Origin of the sequence: Klebsiella sp. D5A (genome assembly GCF_001620885.1) — a bacterium.
In the GTDB taxonomy this organism is placed as follows: Bacteria; Pseudomonadota; Gammaproteobacteria; order Enterobacterales; family Enterobacteriaceae; genus Klebsiella; species Klebsiella variicola.
The window spans coordinates 25918-43431 of the sequence record NZ_LOAR01000022.1; the positions used below are offsets into that span (position 1 = coordinate 25918).

The 17514-nt window shown below is 58.4% G+C and carries 15 protein-coding genes and 4 tRNA genes; 15 read left to right on the forward strand and 4 right to left on the reverse strand.

Annotated elements, in window-relative coordinates:
• Positions 1–25 precede the first annotated feature (25 nt).
• The 15 genes from wecB to AS136_RS23955 all read left to right on the forward strand — a co-directional run bounded on the left by wecB (position 26) and on the right by AS136_RS23955 (position 12716).
• A complete protein-coding gene (wecB, locus tag AS136_RS23885; RefSeq protein WP_008807966.1) occupies positions 26–1156 on the forward strand; it encodes a non-hydrolyzing UDP-N-acetylglucosamine 2-epimerase in 1131 nt (376 codons plus the stop codon).
• Complete coding sequence (gene wecC, locus AS136_RS23890; RefSeq protein WP_012543247.1) at positions 1153–2415, forward strand: UDP-N-acetyl-D-mannosamine dehydrogenase; 1263 nt, start codon at positions 1153–1155, stop codon at positions 2413–2415. Before wecB ends, wecC begins: the two co-directional genes overlap by 4 nt.
• Positions 2412–3479, forward strand: a complete 1068-nt coding sequence (gene rffG / locus AS136_RS23895) for a dTDP-glucose 4,6-dehydratase (protein ID WP_023323437.1) — start codon at positions 2412–2414, stop codon at positions 3477–3479. Before wecC ends, rffG begins: the two co-directional genes overlap by 4 nt.
• An 18-nt stretch (positions 3480–3497) precedes the next feature.
• The gene (gene rfbA / locus AS136_RS23900; RefSeq protein WP_002883307.1) at positions 3498–4379 is read left to right on the forward strand and encodes a glucose-1-phosphate thymidylyltransferase RfbA; all 882 of its coding nucleotides are present in this window, start codon (positions 3498–3500) and stop codon (positions 4377–4379) included.
• The gene (gene rffC, locus AS136_RS23905; protein ID WP_023323438.1) at positions 4357–5031 is read left to right on the forward strand and encodes a dTDP-4-amino-4,6-dideoxy-D-galactose acyltransferase; all 675 of its coding nucleotides are present in this window, start codon (positions 4357–4359) and stop codon (positions 5029–5031) included. Before rfbA ends, rffC begins: the two co-directional genes overlap by 23 nt.
• A gap of 4 nt (positions 5032–5035) precedes the next feature.
• Positions 5036–6166: a dTDP-4-amino-4,6-dideoxygalactose transaminase gene (rffA, locus tag AS136_RS23910; RefSeq protein ID WP_012543244.1), complete on the forward strand. Its 1131-nt coding sequence runs from the start codon at positions 5036–5038 to the stop codon at positions 6164–6166.
• 1 nt (position 6167) lies between these two features.
• A complete protein-coding gene (wzxE, locus tag AS136_RS23915) occupies positions 6168–7418 on the forward strand; it encodes a lipid III flippase WzxE (RefSeq protein ID WP_008807961.1) in 1251 nt (416 codons plus the stop codon).
• Positions 7415–8491 carry a TDP-N-acetylfucosamine:lipid II N-acetylfucosaminyltransferase gene (locus tag AS136_RS23920; protein ID WP_023323439.1) on the forward strand — a complete coding sequence of 359 codons (1077 nt, stop codon included), beginning with the start codon at positions 7415–7417 and terminating at the stop codon, positions 8489–8491. The genes wzxE and AS136_RS23920 overlap by 4 nt, the downstream gene beginning before the upstream one ends.
• Positions 8488–9834 carry an ECA oligosaccharide polymerase gene (gene wzyE / locus AS136_RS23925; RefSeq protein ID WP_004886822.1) on the forward strand — a complete coding sequence of 449 codons (1347 nt, stop codon included), beginning with the start codon at positions 8488–8490 and terminating at the stop codon, positions 9832–9834. Before AS136_RS23920 ends, wzyE begins: the two co-directional genes overlap by 4 nt.
• Before the next feature lie 11 nt (positions 9835–9845).
• Positions 9846–10586, forward strand: coding sequence for a lipopolysaccharide N-acetylmannosaminouronosyltransferase (gene wecG, locus AS136_RS23930; protein WP_012969197.1), 741 nt, complete (start codon positions 9846–9848; stop codon positions 10584–10586).
• Between the two features lie 205 nt (positions 10587–10791).
• On the forward strand, positions 10792–12177 hold the full coding sequence (gene thrP, locus AS136_RS23935; RefSeq protein WP_012969196.1) for a bifunctional threonine/serine APC transporter ThrP: 1386 nt from the start codon (positions 10792–10794) through the stop codon (positions 12175–12177).
• A gap of 102 nt (positions 12178–12279) precedes the next feature.
• Positions 12280–12356, forward strand: a tRNA-Arg gene (locus AS136_RS23940).
• A gap of 55 nt (positions 12357–12411) precedes the next feature.
• Positions 12412–12487 (forward strand) — tRNA-His (locus tag AS136_RS23945).
• A gap of 23 nt (positions 12488–12510) precedes the next feature.
• Positions 12511–12597: transfer RNA gene (locus AS136_RS23950), tRNA-Leu, on the forward strand.
• A 42-nt stretch (positions 12598–12639) separates the two neighbouring features.
• Positions 12640–12716 (forward strand) — tRNA-Pro (locus AS136_RS23955).
• A gap of 461 nt (positions 12717–13177) precedes the next feature.
• Here AS136_RS23955 and hemY read toward each other — a convergent pair.
• The 4 genes from hemY to hemC are packed head-to-tail and all read right to left on the reverse strand — an operon-like array spanning position 13178 to position 17259.
• A complete protein-coding gene (gene hemY / locus AS136_RS23960; RefSeq protein ID WP_008807956.1) occupies positions 13178–14374 on the reverse strand; it encodes a protoheme IX biogenesis protein HemY in 1197 nt (398 codons plus the stop codon).
• A gap of 3 nt (positions 14375–14377) precedes the next feature.
• Positions 14378–15559, reverse strand: coding sequence for a uroporphyrinogen-III C-methyltransferase (gene hemX, locus AS136_RS23965; protein ID WP_023323440.1), 1182 nt, complete (start codon positions 15557–15559; stop codon positions 14378–14380).
• A 21-nt stretch (positions 15560–15580) separates the two neighbouring features.
• Entirely contained in the window at positions 15581–16321 is a 741-nt protein-coding gene (gene hemD, locus AS136_RS23970; RefSeq protein ID WP_008807954.1) for a uroporphyrinogen-III synthase, read from the reverse strand.
• A complete protein-coding gene (hemC, locus tag AS136_RS23975; protein ID WP_008807953.1) occupies positions 16318–17259 on the reverse strand; it encodes a hydroxymethylbilane synthase in 942 nt (313 codons plus the stop codon). Before hemC ends, hemD begins: the two co-directional genes overlap by 4 nt.
• Between the last annotated feature and the right edge of the window lie 255 nt (positions 17260–17514).

Consider the following 17514-nt stretch of genomic DNA (forward strand, 5'->3'; position numbering starts at 1 on the left):
CATCGCCTAATCGAAGAGAATCGATGTGAAAGTACTAACTGTATTTGGCACGAGGCCGGAAGCCATCAAGATGGCGCCTCTGGTCCATGCGCTGGCAAAGGATCCTCATTTTGAGGCGAAAGTATGCGTGACCGCGCAGCATCGGGAGATGCTCGATCAGGTGTTGAAACTTTTCTCTATTGTCCCGGACTACGATCTCAACATCATGAAGCCGGGGCAGGGGCTGACCGAGATCACCTGTCGCATCCTTGAGGGGCTGAAGCCGGTGCTGGAGTCGTTTAAACCCGACGTGGTGCTGGTGCATGGCGATACCACGACCACCATGGCGGCGAGCCTGGCGGCGTTTTATCAGCGGATACCGGTGGGCCACGTAGAGGCCGGCCTGCGCACTGGCGATTTAAGTTCGCCGTGGCCGGAAGAAGGCAACCGTACGTTGACCGGCCATCTGGCGACATACCATTTCGCCCCCACGGAAACCTCGCGGCAGAACCTGCTGCGGGAAAATATTGCCGACAGTCGCATCACGGTCACCGGGAATACGGTCATTGACGCCCTGTTCTGGGTGCGGGATCGGGTTCTGGGTGATGAAGCGCTACGGGAGACCCTGCTGCAGCGCTATCCTTTCATTAGCCACGGTAAAAAGATGATTCTGGTTACCGGCCACCGGCGGGAAAGCTTTGGGCTCGGCTTTGAACAGATCTGCCAGGCGCTGGCGGAGATAGCCCATACCCACCCTGAGGTGCAGATTGTCTATCCGGTTCACCTGAATCCTAACGTCAGCGAGCCGGTGAATCGTATTCTAGGTCATATTGACAATGTGATGTTGATTGAACCGCAGGACTACCTGCCGTTCGTCTGGCTGATGGATCGGGCCTGGCTGATCCTGACCGATTCCGGCGGCATTCAGGAAGAGGCCCCTTCTCTCGGGAAACCGGTACTGGTCATGCGCGATATGACCGAACGTCCGGAAGCGGTGGCCGCTGGCACCGTGTGCCTGGTCGGCACCGACAGCCAGCGCATCGTGGCGGAAGTCACGCGACTGCTGCAGGATGATGCCGCATACCAGGCGATGAGCCGCGCGCATAATCCCTATGGCGATGGTGAAGCATGTCGTCGAATTTTGTCTGCACTTAAAAATAATCAGGTAACGTTATGAGTTTTTCTACCATTTCAGTGATTGGCCTTGGCTATATCGGGCTGCCAACCGCTGCCGCGTTCGCCTCCCGGCAGAAGCGGGTGGTCGGCGTTGATGTTAATCAACATGCCGTGGAGACCATTAACCGTGGAGAGATTCATATCGTGGAGCCGGATCTGGCGAGCGTGGTGAAGACCGCGGTCGAACAGGGTTATTTAAGCGCCACCACCACCCCGGTGGAGGCGGATGCCTACCTGATTGCCGTGCCGACGCCGTTTAAAGATCGCCACGAGCCGGATATGGTGTTTGTCGAGTCGGCCGCTAAATCCATTGCGCCGACGTTAAAGAAAGGGTCACTGGTGATCCTGGAGTCCACCTCGCCGGTGGGTTCGACTGAGCAGATGGCCGGCTGGCTGGCGGAGATGCGCCCGGACCTCAGCTTCCCTCAGCAGGCGGGCGACGCCGCTGACGTGAATATCGCCTACTGCCCGGAGCGGGTATTGCCCGGTCAGGTGATGGTCGAGCTGATTAAAAACGATCGCGTTATCGGCGGCATGTCGCCGGTCTGCTCGGCGCGCGCCAGCGAGCTGTATAAAATCTTCCTCGAAGGCGAATGCGTGGTGACCAACTCGCGTACCGCCGAGATGTGTAAGCTGACGGAAAACAGCTTCCGCGACGTCAACATCGCCTTTGCCAACGAACTGTCGCTGATTTGCGCCGACCAGGGCATTAACGTCTGGGAGCTGATCCGCCTGGCAAACCGCCATCCGCGCGTCAATATCCTGCAGCCGGGCCCGGGCGTCGGCGGCCACTGCATCGCCGTCGACCCGTGGTTTATCGTGGCGCAAAACCCGCAGCAGGCGCGTCTGATCCGCACCGCTCGCGAGGTCAACGACCATAAGCCGGAATGGGTTATCGAACAGGTGAAAGCGCAGGTGGCGGACTGCCTGACTGCCACCAACAAACGGGCCAGCGAACTGACGATCGCCTGTTTTGGCCTCGCTTTTAAACCGAATATTGACGACCTGCGCGAAAGCCCGGCGATGGAAATTGCCGCGCAGATTGCCCGCTGGCACAGCGGCACGACGCAGGTGGTTGAGCCCAACATTCACGCGCTGCCGAAGAAACTCGATGGACTGTGTACGCTGGCGACCCTCGATGCGGCGCTGGCCAGCGCCGATGTGCTGGTGATGCTGGTCGATCATAATGAATTTAAAGCCGTTAGCGGCGATAGCGTCACCCAGGCGTATATCATCGACACCAAAGGAGTGTGGCGGTGAGAACCATTCTGGTCACCGGCGGCGCGGGCTTTATTGGTTCGGCGGTGGTGCGGGAGATTATCCAGCACACCGCCGATCGCGTAGTGGTGGTGGATAAACTGACCTATGCCGGCAATTTAATGTCGCTGGCGCCAGTGGCGCAGGATGCGCGTTTCGCCTTTGAACAGGTGGATATCTGCGACCGCCGCGAGCTGGACCGTATTTTCCGTCAGCATCAACCCGATACGGTGATGCACCTGGCGGCGGAAAGCCACGTCGATCGTTCGATTGACGGCCCGGCGGCGTTTATCGAAACCAATATCGTAGGCACCTATACGCTACTGGAGGCGGCCCGCAGCTGGTGGAATACCCTGGCCACGGAGAAAAAATCGGCGTTCCGTTTTCACCATATCTCGACCGACGAAGTGTATGGCGATCTGCACGGCAGCGAGGATTTCTTTACCGAGACCACGCCCTATGCGCCAAGCAGCCCCTATTCGGCCTCGAAAGCCAGCAGCGACCACCTGGTGCGCGCCTGGCTGCGGACCTATGGCCTGCCGACGCTTATCACCAATTGCTCCAATAACTACGGCCCGTATCACTTCCCCGAGAAGCTGATCCCGCTGACGATCCTCAATGCGCTGGCGGGCAAGCCGCTGCCGGTGTATGGCAATGGGCAGCAGATCCGCGACTGGCTGTACGTGGAAGATCACGCCAGAGCGCTGTATCTGGTGGCGACCCGCGGCGAACCGGGCGAAACTTACAATATCGGCGGTCATAACGAACGTAAAAATATCGAGGTGGTGGAAACCATTTGTCAGCTGCTGGAAGAGCTGGCGCCGCATAAACCGCAAAGCGTGGTGCACTATCACGATCTGATCACCTTCGTAGCCGATCGTCCGGGCCACGATCTGCGCTATGCCATTGATGCCTCGAAGATTGCCCGCGAGCTGGGCTGGACGCCGGCAGAGACCTTTACTTCCGGTATGCGTAAGACCGTGGCGTGGTATCTGGCGAACGAGAGCTGGTGGCGCCAGGTTCAGGATGGAAGCTATCAGGGCGAGCGTCTTGGGCTGCAAGGCTAATCATCTCTGGGGGGAATGATGAAAGGTATTATTCTGGCGGGCGGTTCCGGAACGCGACTGCATCCCATCACCCGTGGCGTATCGAAGCAGTTGTTGCCGATCTACGACAAGCCGATGATCTACTACCCGCTGTCGGTATTAATGCTGGCCGGGATACGTGAGATCCTGATCATCACCACGCCGGACGACCTACGTGATTTCCAGCGCCTGCTCGGCGATGGCTCAGAGTTTGGCATTGCGCTGCACTATGCCGTACAGCCGACGCCGGATGGTTTAGCCCAGGCGTTTATCATCGGCGAAGCCTTTCTTAACGGCGAACCGGCATGTCTGGTGCTAGGCGACAATATTTTCTTCGGCCAGAGCTTTAGCCCGAAGCTGCGCAGCGTGGCTGCCCGCACGGAAGGGGCGACGATTTTTGGCTATCAGGTGATGGATCCTGAGCGCTTTGGCGTGGTGGAGTTTGATGACAACTTCCGCGCGCTGTCACTGGAAGAGAAGCCGAAGCAGCCGAAGTCGAACTGGGCGGTCACCGGTCTCTATTTCTACGATGGCAAGGTGACGGAGTATGCCAAACGGGTCAAGCCGTCCGAGCGCGGCGAGCTGGAAATCACCTCCATCAACCAGATGTACCTTGAGGATGGCGCATTGACCGTCGAGCTCCTCGGGCGCGGTTTTGCCTGGCTGGACACCGGCACGCACGATAGCCTGATCGAGGCCAGCATGTTCGTGCAGACCGTCGAGAAGCGCCAGGGCTTTAAAATCGCCTGTCTGGAAGAGATCGGCTGGCGTAACGGCTGGCTGGACGATGATGGCGTCAAACGCGCCGCGAAGCGGCTGGAAAAAACCGGCTACGGCCAATACCTGCTGGATCTGCTCCGTGCCCGTCCGCGCCAGTATTGATCCCCTGGAGTGGGAGAACCGCTTCTTTGCCGTTAACAGCGCCATCGTTCACTTTGATGAACGTGCGCCGCGGCTGACGCCTGAGGCGCTGGCGGGGTGGTCGCGGGTGCAGGCGAAGGTGGCCGCCAGCGACACCGTCCGGCTGGACGCGCTACAGCAGCTGGGTTTTCAGCTGGTGGAAGGCGAAGTCGATCTGGCGCTACCGGTGGGCAACCCTGCTGATGCGGGCGCCGACGTCGCCGTGGAAGCGGATATTGCGCCGCTGCGCGAGCTGGCGGCACAGGCCTTTGCCATGAGCCGCTTTCGCGCGCCCTGGTACGCTGCCGATGCCAGCGGCCGCTTCTATGCCCAGTGGATTGAAAATGCGGTGCGCAGCACCTTCGATCATCAGTGCCTGATTTACCGCCATCCTGAGGGCGATATTCGCGCCTTTGTCTCTCTGCGCCAGCTCAACGCGACCGAGGCGCGTATTGGCCTTCTGGCCGGGCGCGGCGCCGGGGCGCAACTGATGCAGGCGGCGCAGCACTGGGCTGCCTCGCGCGGACTTTCTACACTGCGGGTGGCGACCCAGATGGGCAACACCGCCGCGCTTAAACGTTATATTCTCAGCGGTGCTAACGTGGAAAGCACCGCCTACTGGCTATACAGGTGACCCCATGATCCCATTTAACGCGCCGCCGGTGGTTGGAACCGAGCTTGATTACATGCAGTCTGCGATGAACAGCGGCAAGCTGTGCGGCGACGGCGGTTTTACGCGCCGCTGCCAGCAGTGGATGGAGCAGCGATTTGGCACGGCAAAAGCGCTGCTGACGCCTTCCTGCACGGCTTCGCTGGAGATGGCCGCGCTGCTGCTGGATATCCAGCCGGGCGACGAAGTGATTATGCCCAGCTATACCTTTGTCTCTACCGCCAACGCCTTTGTGCTGCGTGGGGCGAAAATCGTCTTCGTTGATATCCGCCGCGATACGATGAATATCGATGAAACGCTTATCGAAGCCGCCATCACCGATAAAACCCGGGCGATTGTCCCGGTGCACTATGCCGGCGTAGCCTGCGAGATGGACACCATCATGGCCATTGCCGACAAATACAACCTGTTTGTGGTGGAAGACGCCGCGCAGGGGGTGATGTCTACCTATAAGGGGCGTGCGCTGGGCACCATCGGCCATATCGGCTGCTTCAGCTTCCATGAAACCAAAAACTACACCGCCGGCGGTGAGGGCGGGGCGACGCTTATCAACGATCGCACACTGGTGGAACGCGCGGAGATCATTCGTGAAAAAGGTACCAACCGCAGCCAGTTCTTTCGCGGTCTGGTGGATAAATATACCTGGCGCGATATTGGCTCCAGCTATCTGATGTCCGACCTGCAGGCCGCCTATCTGTGGGCGCAGCTGGAAGCGGCGGAGCGGATCAACCAGCAGCGCCTGGCGCTGTGGCAGAACTATCACGATGCGCTGCTGCCGCTGGCGCGTGCGGGGCGTATCGAACTGCCGACGGTTCCGGCCGACTGTGGGCAAAATGCGCACATGTTCTACATTAAGCTGCGTGATATCGAGGATCGCAGCAGGCTGATCGCCTGGCTGAAAGAGGCGGAGATCCTCGCGGTATTCCATTATATTCCGTTGCACAGCTGCCCGGCCGGAGAACACTTCGGCGAGTTCCACGGTGAAGACCGCTACACCACCCAGGAGAGCGAGCGCCTGGTGCGCCTGCCGCTGTTTTACAATCTCTCTCTGGTGAACCAGCGGACGGTGATTAACTCGCTGCTGAGCTATTTCTCCTGATATGTCGTTAGCAAAAGCCTCACTGTGGACGGCGGCATCGACGCTGGTCAAAATCGGCGCCGGTCTGCTGGTCGTCAAGCTGCTGGCCGTCTCGTTTGGGCCGGCGGGCGTTGGCCAGGCCGGTAACTTCCGGCAGCTGGTCACCGTGCTCGGCGTGCTGGCGGGTGCCGGGATATTTAACGGCGTCACGAAGCTGGTGGCTCAGCATCACGACGATCCCCCACGTCTGAAACAGGTGGTGGGTACCTCGTCGGCTATGGTGCTTGGCTTTTCCACGCTGCTGGCGCTGGTGTTTTTACTGGCGGCGGCGCCGATAAGCCAGGGGCTGTTCGGCCATACGCACTATCAGGGGCTGGTACGCCTGGTGGCGCTGGTGCAGATGGGGATCGCCTGGGCGAACTTCCTGCTGGCGCTGATGAAAGGCTTTCGCGATGCGGCGGGTAACGCCTTCTCGCTGATTGCCGGGAGCCTGATTGGCGTCGCGGCCTATTATGCCTGTTACTACTTCGGGGGTTACCAGGGGGCGCTGTTGGGGTTGGCGTTAGTGCCGGCGCTGGTGGTGATCCCGGCGGGCATCATGCTCTGGCGGCGGGGTAATATACCGCTGAGCGCCCTGCGCCCGCGCTGGGATAACAGTCTGGCGGGACAGCTATCGAAATTTACCCTGATGGCGCTCATAACCTCGGTGACGCTGCCGGTGGCCTATGTAATGATGCGTAATCTGCTGGCGGCGCATTACGGCTGGGAGGCGGTCGGGATTTGGCAGGGGGTGAGCAGCATTTCCGATGCCTACCTGCAGTTTATTACCGCCTCGTTTAGCGTCTATCTGCTGCCGACGCTGTCGCGGCTGAGCGCCAAAACGGATATCACCCGCGAGATTGCCAAATCGCTGAAATTCGTTCTGCCGGCGGTGGCGGCGGCAAGCCTGACGGTCTGGCTACTGCGCGATTTTGCCATCTGGCTGCTGTTTTCCGATCGCTTTACCGCGATGCGTGACCTGTTCGCCTGGCAGCTGGTGGGCGACGTCTTAAAAGTCGGCGCCTATGTCTACGGCTATCTGGTGATCGCCAAAGCGTCGCTACGTTTTTATATTCTGACGGAAATCAGCCAGTTCACGCTGCTGACCGCATTCTCACACTGGCTTATTCCGGCGCACGGCGCAATTGGCGCGGCGCAGGCGTATATGGCCACGTATATTGTTTATTTCGCCCTTTGTAGTGGCGTGTTTTTACTCTGGCGTAAGCGGGCATGACAGCACTGATACATGTACTGGGATCGGATATCCCGCACCACAACCAGACCGTACTGCGGTTCTTTAACGACGAACTGGCCGCCGACCCGCAGGCGCGGAGATTTTTGGTCGTCGGTGATGAGGCTAGAGTGCGTGATGGATATCCGGCACTGGATATCACCTGCTATCGAGGAAAGAAAGCGCTGGCGCAGGCAGTGATTGCCACCGCGAAAGCCAACCGCCAGCAGCGCTTTTTCTTCCACGGCCAGTTTAATACCGGGCTGTGGCTGGCGCTGTTGAGCGGCGGCATCCGCCCGTCACAGTTTAACTGGCATATCTGGGGGGCAGATCTGTATGAAAACTCTGCCAGCCTGAAGTTTCGCCTGTTCTATCCGCTACGCCGCATGGCGCAGGGGCGAGTAGGGCGCGTTTTCGCCACCCGCGGCGATCTCAGCTGGTTCGCTAACCGCCATCCGCGTGTGCCGGGTGAGCTGCTCTACTTCCCGACCCGTATGGATCCGGCGCTGAATACCCTGGCCGATAACGCCCCGCGCAGTGATACCCTGACTATTCTGGTCGGCAACTCCGGGGATCGCAGCAATGAACATATTGCCGCGCTGAAGGCTATCCATCAGCAGTTTGGCGATACGGTGAATGTCATCGTGCCGATGGGTTATCCGGCGAATAACGACGCCTATATCAACGAGGTGCGCGAGGCGGGGGCGGCGCTGTTTAGCCGTGCGCATCTGCAGATCCTCAGCGAGAAGCTTGAATTTAATGATTATCTGGCGCTGCTGCGCCGCTGCGATCTGGGCTATTTTCTGTTTGCCCGCCAGCAGGGGATCGGCACCCTGTGTCTGCTGATTCAGGCGGGCATCCCCTGCGTGCTCAATCGGGAAAACCCGTTCTGGCAGGATATGACCGAGCAGCATGTGCCGGTGCTGTTCACCAGCGACGCGCTGGACGTCAGCGTGGTGCGTGAAGCGCAGCGTCAGCTGGCGAGCGTGGATAAATCTACTATCGCCTTCTTCCGGCCGAACTATATGACGGGCTGGCAGCGGGCGCTACGGTTAGCGGCGGAGGGGCAGGCATGACGTTAATGCAATTTAGCGGGCTGCTGGTGGTCTGGCTGTTGTCGACCCTGTTTATCGCCACCGCCACCTGGTTTGAGTTCCGCCGGGTACGCTTCAACTTCAACGTCTTTTTCTCGTTGTTGTTTCTGCTGACCTTTTTCTTCGGCTTCCCGCTGACCAGTATTCTGGTGTTCCGCTTTGACGTCAGCGTAGCGCCGCCGGAGATTTTGCTGCAGACGCTGCTGATCGCGGTATGCTTCTACGCGATCTACTACGTGACCTATAAAACGCGGTTGCGCCCGGCCTCGCGCGAGGTTGCGCATCGCCCGCTGTTTACCATGAACCGGGTGGAAACCCATCTGGCGTGGGGCATACTGATGGGGCTGGCGCTGCTGTGCGTCGGCATCTTCTTCGCTCACAACGGCTTTCTGCTGTTTAAGCTCAACTCCTACAGCCAGATTTTTTCTGCTGAAGTGTCCGGCGTGGCGTTGAAGCGCTTCTTTTACTTCTTTATTCCGGCGATGCTGGTGGTCTATTTTCTGCGCCAGGATTATAAGGCGTGGATCTTCTTCCTCGTCAGCACCGTGGCCTTTGGTTTGCTGACCTACGCCATCGTCGGCGGGACCCGCGCCAATATCATCATCGCCTTCGCCATCTTTCTGTTCATCGGTATTATTCGCGGCTGGATCAGCTTGTGGATGCTGGCGGCGGCGGGCGTGCTGGGTATTGTCGGCATGTTCTGGCTGGCGCTGAAGCGCTACGGGATGAACGTCAGCGGCGATGAAGCGTTTTATACCTTCCTGTATCTCACGCGCGACACCTTCTCACCGTGGGAAAACCTGGCGCTGCTGCTGCAGAACTACGACAAGATCGATTTCCAGGGGCTGGCGCCGATGATCCGCGATTTCTACGTCTTCATCCCCAGCTGGATGTGGCACGGTCGTCCGACGATGGTGCTCAATACCGCCAACTACTTCACCTGGGAGGTGTTAAACAATCATTCGGGGCTGGCGATTTCGCCGACGCTGATTGGCTCGCTGGTGGTGATGGGCGGCGTCTGGTTTGTGCCGCTGGGCGCTGTGGCGGTAGGGTTGATTATTAAATGGTTCGACTGGCTGTATGAGCTGGGCAACCGGGAGAGCAATCGTTACAAAGCGGCTATCCTGCACAGTTTCTGTTTCGGCGCTATCTTCAACATGATAGTGCTGGCGCGCGAGGGTCTGGATTCGTTCGGCTCCCGCGTGGTGTTTTTCCTCGTGATCTTTGGTATCTGCTTGCTGGCGGCGAAATTGCTGTACTGGTTCCTGGATAGCGTGGGACTGATTCATAAGCGCGTAAAACCGCTTTCGCAACCGCAAGTCTGAGAAGGATAGACATGACTGGGACCATTTCCGCGCCGTTGTACCTGTTAAGAGGGCTGCAGCTCATAGGCTGGCGCGATATGCAGCACGCTCTGGATTATTTGTATGCCGACGGCGCGCTCCGGGAGGGGACGCTGGTGGCCATTAATGCTGAGAAAATGCTGGCCGTAGAAGATAACCCGGAGGTACGGGCGCTGATTGAGGCTGCGGAGTTTAAATATGCGGATGGCATCAGCGTGGTGCGTTCGCTGCGCAAAAAATACCCGCAGGCCCAGGTATCCCGCGTCGCCGGGGCCGATCTCTGGGAAGCGTTAATGCAGCGCGCTGGCGCTGAAGGGACACCGGTGTTTTTGGTTGGTGGTAAACCTGAGGTCCTGACGCAAACGGAGTCCAGGCTGCGTCAGCGCTGGCAGGTGAACATCGTCGGCAGCCAGGACGGTTATTTTACCCCTGAGCAGCGCCAGGCATTGTTCGAACGCATTCGCGACAGCGGGGCGAAAATCGTCACCGTCGCGATGGGGTCGCCGCGCCAGGAGATCTTCATGCGCGACTGCCGGCGCCTGTATCCGCACGCGCTGTATATGGGCGTCGGCGGCACTTACGATGTCTTCACTGGGCACGTCCATCGGGCGCCGAAGTTCTGGCAGGATCTGGGGCTGGAGTGGTTCTATCGCCTGCTTTTGCAGCCGAGCCGCATCAAGAGACAGTTCCGTCTGCTGCGCTATTTACGTTGGCATTATACCGGCAAGCTCTGATATTCCACTGCAACCAGGCGAGTTTGCATACATATTCTGTGTAATCTCTTCACTCGCCTGATACTTTATTTGCCATTTCCGCAAAATTAATTAACCATTCGCAGGCTTCATACGCGCGGGGGAGACCTGCGCGTCGGCAAGGCTATGGTTTCAGTTAATAACAATAACCGGGAGTACCCGGAATACGGCAAACACAAGAGGATATATGACTGAGAAAAAAGCGGAGCTCCAGCGTGGACTGGAGGCCCGGCATATTGAACTGATCGCCCTTGGCGGGACGATTGGCGTGGGGTTGTTTATGGGGGCGGCCAGTACGTTGAAATGGGCCGGGCCTTCCGTGCTGCTGGCGTACATTATCGCTGGCCTGTTCGTCTTTTTCATTATGCGCTCAATGGGCGAAATGCTGTTCCTTGAGCCTGTCACTGGCTCCTTCGCGGTGTATGCGCATCGCTATATGAGCCCCTTCTTCGGCTACCTGACCGCGTGGTCCTACTGGTTTATGTGGATGGCGGTGGGGATCTCGGAGATTACCGCCATCGGGGTCTATGTGCAGTTCTGGTTCCCGGAGATGGCGCAGTGGATCCCGGCGTTAATTGCCGTGGGGCTGGTGGCGCTGGCGAACCTGGCGGCGGTCCGGCTTTACGGTGAAATCGAGTTCTGGTTCGCCATGATTAAAGTGACCACCATTATCGTGATGATCGTCGTCGGGCTGGGCGTCATTTTCTTCGGCTTTGGCAACGGCGGCCACTCCATTGGTTTTGGTAATCTCACCGAACATGGCGGTTTCTTCGCCGGCGGCTGGAAGGGCTTCCTGACGGCGCTGTGTATCGTGGTCGCATCCTATCAGGGCGTAGAGCTTATCGGTATTACCGCGGGTGAAGCGAAAAATCCGCAGGTGACGCTGCGCAGCGCGGTGGGCAAAGTGCTGTGGCGGATCCTGATTTTCTACGTCGGCGCGATTTTCGTTATTGTCACTATCTTCCCGTGGGATCAAATTGGCTCCAACGGCAGCCCGTTCGTACTGACGTTTGCCAAAATCGGGATTACCGCGGCGGCGGGAATTATCAACTTCGTGGTGCTGACGGCGGCGCTTTCCGGCTGCAACAGTGGGATGTACAGCTGTGGACGTATGCTGTACGCCCTGGCGAAGAACCGCCAACTGCCGGCGGCGATCGGTAAGGTATCGCGCAACGGCGTTCCGGCCGTCGGCGTGGCGCTGTCGATTCTGATCCTGCTGGTGGGCTCCTGCCTGAATTACATCATTCCTAATCCGCAGCGGGTGTTTGTCTATGTCTACAGCGCCAGCGTGTTGCCAGGGATGGTGCCATGGTTTGTGATCCTGATCAGCCAGCTGCGTTTCCGTCGCGTGCATCGGGCGGCAATCGCCAGCCATCCGTTCCGTTCGCTGCTGTTTCCGTGGGCCAACTATTTCACCATGGCCTTCCTGATCTGTGTGCTGGTAGGGATGGGTCTGAATGATGAAACCCGGATGTCGCTGTTTGTCGGCATTATTTTCCTGGCCGCCGTCACCCTGATTTATAAGGTGTTTGGCCTCGGAAGACAGGGGCAAGTCAATAATACGGCTGAATAACCGTCAAAACGAACAAAGCATGAGCAAACGATAATTTTCTTTTAAAAGGCACTAGACAGCGGGGTAGGAAGTCCGTATTATCCGACCCCGCAACGGCGCTAAGCGCCCGTAGCTCAGCTGGATAGAGCGCTGCCCTCCGGAGGCAGAGGTCTCAGGTTCGAATCCTGTCGGGCGCACCATTAACCCGGTGCTGGAGCTGCGGTGGTTTTAATACCGCGTAAAAGGTTTGCAGTGGTGGCTATAGCTCAGTTGGTAGAGCCCTGGATTGTGATTCCAGTTGTCGTGGGTTCGAATCCCATTAGCCACCCCATTATTTGATAGAGTTGTGAATTTGCGAAGGTGGCGGAATTGGTAGACGCGCTAGCTTCAGGTGTTAGTGTTCTTACGGACGTGGGGGTTCAAGTCCCCCCCCTCGCACCACGACTTTAACGAATTGAACTAAAAATTCAAAAAGCAGTATTTCGGCGAGTAGCGCAGCTTGGTAGCGCAACTGGTTTGGGACCAGTGGGTCGGAGGTTCGAATCCTCTCTCGCCGACCAATTTTGAACCCCGCTTCGGCGGGGTTTTTTGTTTTCTGCTGCCGTCCGCCATCTCTTATTTCTCTGATCTTGCTGATAAAAAATCTTCTCTTTGCTTAAGAATACGCGTCAGGAAAACTCTCAATTCATCACTGTGGTAGATGCAATTTCCCCGGATCCTGTGCGATAATAACCGGGTAGATGCTCATTCCATCTCTTATGTTCGCCTTCGTGCCTCATAAACTCCGGAATGATGCAGAGCCGTTCTTACGGTGCTTATCGTCCACTGACAGATGTCGCATTTATGCCTCATCAAACACCATGGACATTACGTTGAGTGAAGCACCCAATTTGTTGTCAAACAGACCTGTTTTAACGCCTGCCCTGATTTCAGCGCAGGCGTTTTTTTCTTTCAGGGATCCGTCAACGCGAAGGCGGGGGAGAAGGGCTATCGCCCCGCAGGAGGCGATAGCCATGGCAGGTTACGGCTGAGGATTATTCTGCAGCGTCAGCAGCAGCCCATCGCGGCGCATAGCGGCGGCTTCTTCCGGCTGATGCAGGCGATCCAGGGCATCCGCCAGCCAGGCGTAATCAAAGGCATCCGGACGCTGCTTAAGCGCGGCGCGGAAGGCGATGCTGGCCTCCTGCCATTCGCCGTGCCGCATCAGCGACTGGCCCAGGGTACTCCACAGCAGCGGACGGTCGCCAACGGCTTTGATCTGCTGGCGCAGCACTTTCTCCAGCTGTTCCGGGTTATTGGTCTTCAGACGCGGGATCGGCATCACCAGACGGTCATCATACTGTTTCTTCAGACCATCAATGATAATTTGCTGCGCGGTATCGTGATCGTCGCTCTCGATGAGGCGCTCGGCCATTGCCACCTGCAGCGGCACCAGCGCCCGTGTTTTACGGCTCTGGTTGCGCCACCATTCGCGCAACCCTTCGCTGCCGCCGTCGGCCAGCGCTTTATCCATCAGGCCAACCCAGGCCAGCTGTTCCAGCGCAGCGCGGTGCTCTTCATCGCCGACGTTAGCTTTCGCCATCGACGGAATGATGTCCAGCAGCGACTGCCAGGCGCCGGTGCGGGTGTATGCCTGTTCGGCGAGGCGCAGCACTTCAGGATGACGCGGAGTAATTTCCAGCAGCTTATCGATGCCATGGCGCGCGGCGTGATTTTCATTACGCGCCAGCTGCAGGCGAACGCGGGTGATTTCCACCGGGATCAGGTCATCGCCCGCCAGCTCGGTGGCGCGCTCCAGATGCTGGTTGGCCCGCGCTTCATCGCCGCGCTGCTGGGCCGCTTCCGCCGCCAGCAGATAGTTCACCACCGGTTGTTCGGCGTGATCGGCATTTTTCGCCATCAGCTTCTCAACCTGCTGGTAATCACCTTCCGCCAGCTTGAGAAGCGCCTGCTCGGTTTGCTTACGCGCGCGACGGCGTTTACGGCCGACAAACCAGCCGCGCGTATGCGCCCCGGTGCGGAAAATGCGGCGCAGCAGCCATTCGATGGCGAACAGCACCACCATGGCGAGGATCAGAATGATCACCAGCCCGGTGACGCTGGTCTCGATATTGTAATTATCGGTCTGGATCAGGACGTAGCCCTGATGCCCGGCGATCATCGGGCCAAGCACGATCCCGGCGATCAACAGCGCGAAGAGTAGAAGAATTTTCAGCATGCGTTACTCTCCTTGCGGCGCAGCAGGGGCGGCCGGTGCAGCAGGGGCTGGTGAGGGCGCGCCGCCCGCGTTAACGGCAGGCTGCGCCATCAGGTTGCGCACCCGGGTCTGCATCAGTTTTTCCAGCAACGCCTGGCTCTGCAGCGTTTCCGGCACCGTCATGGTAATGCTTTGCTGACTGAGCTTATCCACCTCGTCGAGGAAGGCTTTGGTGGTGGCGTCATCAGTATCGTAATAGGCGCGTACCCAGGTCGAGACGTTATCCAGCGACTGTTTCCAGGTCTCTTCCTGATGGCGCGGCACTGCCTGCGCGGCGACCAGCAGGCGAGAGCGAATATTTTCCCGCAGATAGATATCCTGATTCGGCGCCAGCAGCGGGACCGCGGTTTCATCGCGGCGGCGCACGGTGATAAAGCTGTCCATAAAGTTCTGCCAGCTTTTCTGCAGATTGACGCGCCATTCGCTGATAGAGCTGGAAAGCTCGTCGCTATCAGAGTCCATCGGCGAATCGTCATCGTTATTATCGGCCAGCCGCAGGTTGTCGATTTGGTTCGCCAGCTGATTCACCTTGAGGATCATGCCGTCGTAGTCCACCTGGCTTACCGCGGAGAGGGTGGTGATGTCGTCGGTGATCGCCCGGCGGGCGCCGATCAGGCTGGGGTCATTCATGTCGGCGAGGCTGGCGTCGGCGCTTTTTAGCAGCGCGGCGGCGGTAGTGACATCCTGATCGCTCCACAGCTTACGTCCCGCCAGCTTGACGAGGAAATCGGCCTGGGCCAGCAGCCAGGTTTTGGCATCGCTGCCCGAAATCACGGCGACTTTCTGCTGCAACTCATCAAGCTGTTTGGTCAGGGTTTCCTGCTCGTGTTTGGCCTGACTCAACTGGTCGGCCTGCTGTTTGATAATGCCTTCCAGTTCGCTCTTTTGGCTCTCCTGCGCTTTTTGCAGTGCCGCAAGCTGGCCTGATAATTCAGCGGTGGTTGCGTTTTGCCGCGTGGCCTGCTGTTTGTTCAGGCCATACAGGCCGATGCCAGCGGCTATCGCAATGGCGATAGCGATCGCGCTGAGCGCCAGGCTGGTTTTGTTACCCGCCTTCTTCTTATCGTTGTTCTCTGGCTGTGGTGTGGTTTCCACGGCCTCCCTGGTCTCTTCAACCACGGCGGATTGATTTTGTTGTTCCGTCATTATGGCTTCCAATGTTGAGAGTTATTGTAATGCGCGTAGCAGCGCATCGTTGTCAGCGTTATCGGCAACCTGAATCTCCTGCCAGCCCAGTTCCCGGGCCTGAAGGGCCAGACGTTCGCTGACAACGACAAGGCGGCAGTGCAGGAGCCACTGTTCGCGATACCATTGCGGTATGAGCGACCACAGCTGCTGCAGCATCTCACCGCTGGTGACCACCAGCGTGGTGACCCCGCGAGACTGCCAGCGCATCGCTTCTTCTGCGCCATCGTAATGTTTTGCACTACGTTGATAACATTCACAAAATGTGACCCTGGCGCCGCGTTCAGCCAGCGTGGCGCCTAAGAGTTCCCGCCCACCATTGCCGCGTAGGATCAGCGCATTTTTCCCGGCAATGTTTTGTAATTCAGGTAATTGTAGCAAGACTTCGCTAATTTCCCGATCTAACGGGTAACGGATGTGCTGCCCGCTGACCGTATGCAGGGCCAGCGCCGTCGTTCGACCAATGGCAAAATAGTGCGGAGAAGTGGGCCAGGGCAGGCCTTGCTGCTGCAGACGGGCATGGGCGAATTCCACCGCATGCTGGGATAGCGCAAACAGCAGGTCGTCGGACCCCAGATGGGCAAGATGGTCGCCCAGCACGGGAAGCTCCCGGCCAGGCGTAAATTCTATCAGCGGAAAGCTCCAGGCCACGCGTCCCATGGCCCGCAGACGGCTGACCAGCGCTTCCCCTTGCGGGAGTGGACGAGTGACCAGGATGCTCATCGTGGGGCTTCTCCATCATAAACTGCCGCGAGAATGTCGCGGGCGCCGTTATCCAGGAGCTCTTCCGCCAGCGAGATGCCGAGCGCTTCGGCCTGCTCTGCTGGCCCGCGCCGTTCGCCGCGTACCATCTGCGAACCATCCGGGGCGCCAACCAGCGCCCGCAGCCACAGTTCGCCGTTGACGAGTTCCGCATAGCTGCCAATTGGCACCTGACAACCGCCTTCGAGGCGGGTGTTCATCGCCCGTTCGGCGCGCACGCGTACCGCGGTTTCCGCATGGTTGAGGGGCGCTAACAGCGCCTGGGTCCATGCATCGTCAAGACGGCATTCGATACCCACCGCGCCCTGGCCGACGGCCGGCAGGGATTGCTCCGGCGACAGCGGCTGGCGAATACGCGCTTCCAGTTTCAGGCGCTTCAACCCGGCGGCGGCAAGGATAATGGCGTCATACTCACCGTTATCCAGTTTACTCAGCCGGGTACCGACGTTACCGCGCAGAGAGCGGATCACCAGGTCTGGACGGGTGGCGGCCAGCTGGCACTGACGGCGTAAACTTGACGTGCCAACGACGCTGCCGGCCGGCAGTTCGTCAATTGAGGCATAGTGATTGGAAACAAACGCGTCGCGCGGATCGTCGCGCTCGCAGATGGTGACCAACCCCAGGCCCTCCGGGAATTCCACCGGGACATCTTTCATCGAATGGACGGCGATATCGGCCCGCCCTTCGAGCATGGCGAGCTCTAACTCTTTCACAAATAAGCCCTTGCCGCCCACCTTTGCCAGGGGCGTATCAAGGATGACATCACCGCGCGTAACCATCGGCACCAGCTCGACGTTCAGTCCTGGATGCGCTTGTTCCAGGCGCGCTTTAACATACTGCGCCTGCCATAGCGCAAGCGGGCTTTGCCGTGTGGCAATTTTCAAAACTTTGTCTAACATGCTTGTTACCGTCATTGTCGACCACTATCCATCCTAACATTGTTGTCTTACGGATGTTAGTTTTCACGGTTTATGTGGGAGATGGCTCCGGCCTTCTCTTTTTTAACCTTTCATGCGCGTGGCGGTTGCCGGAGGCGTAGTGAGGAATTTACAGGTAATAAACGGTGCTACACTTGTATGTAGCGCATCTTTCTTTACGGTCAATGAGCAAGGTGTTAAATTGATCACGTTTTAAACCATTTGTCCGTCCGCTGC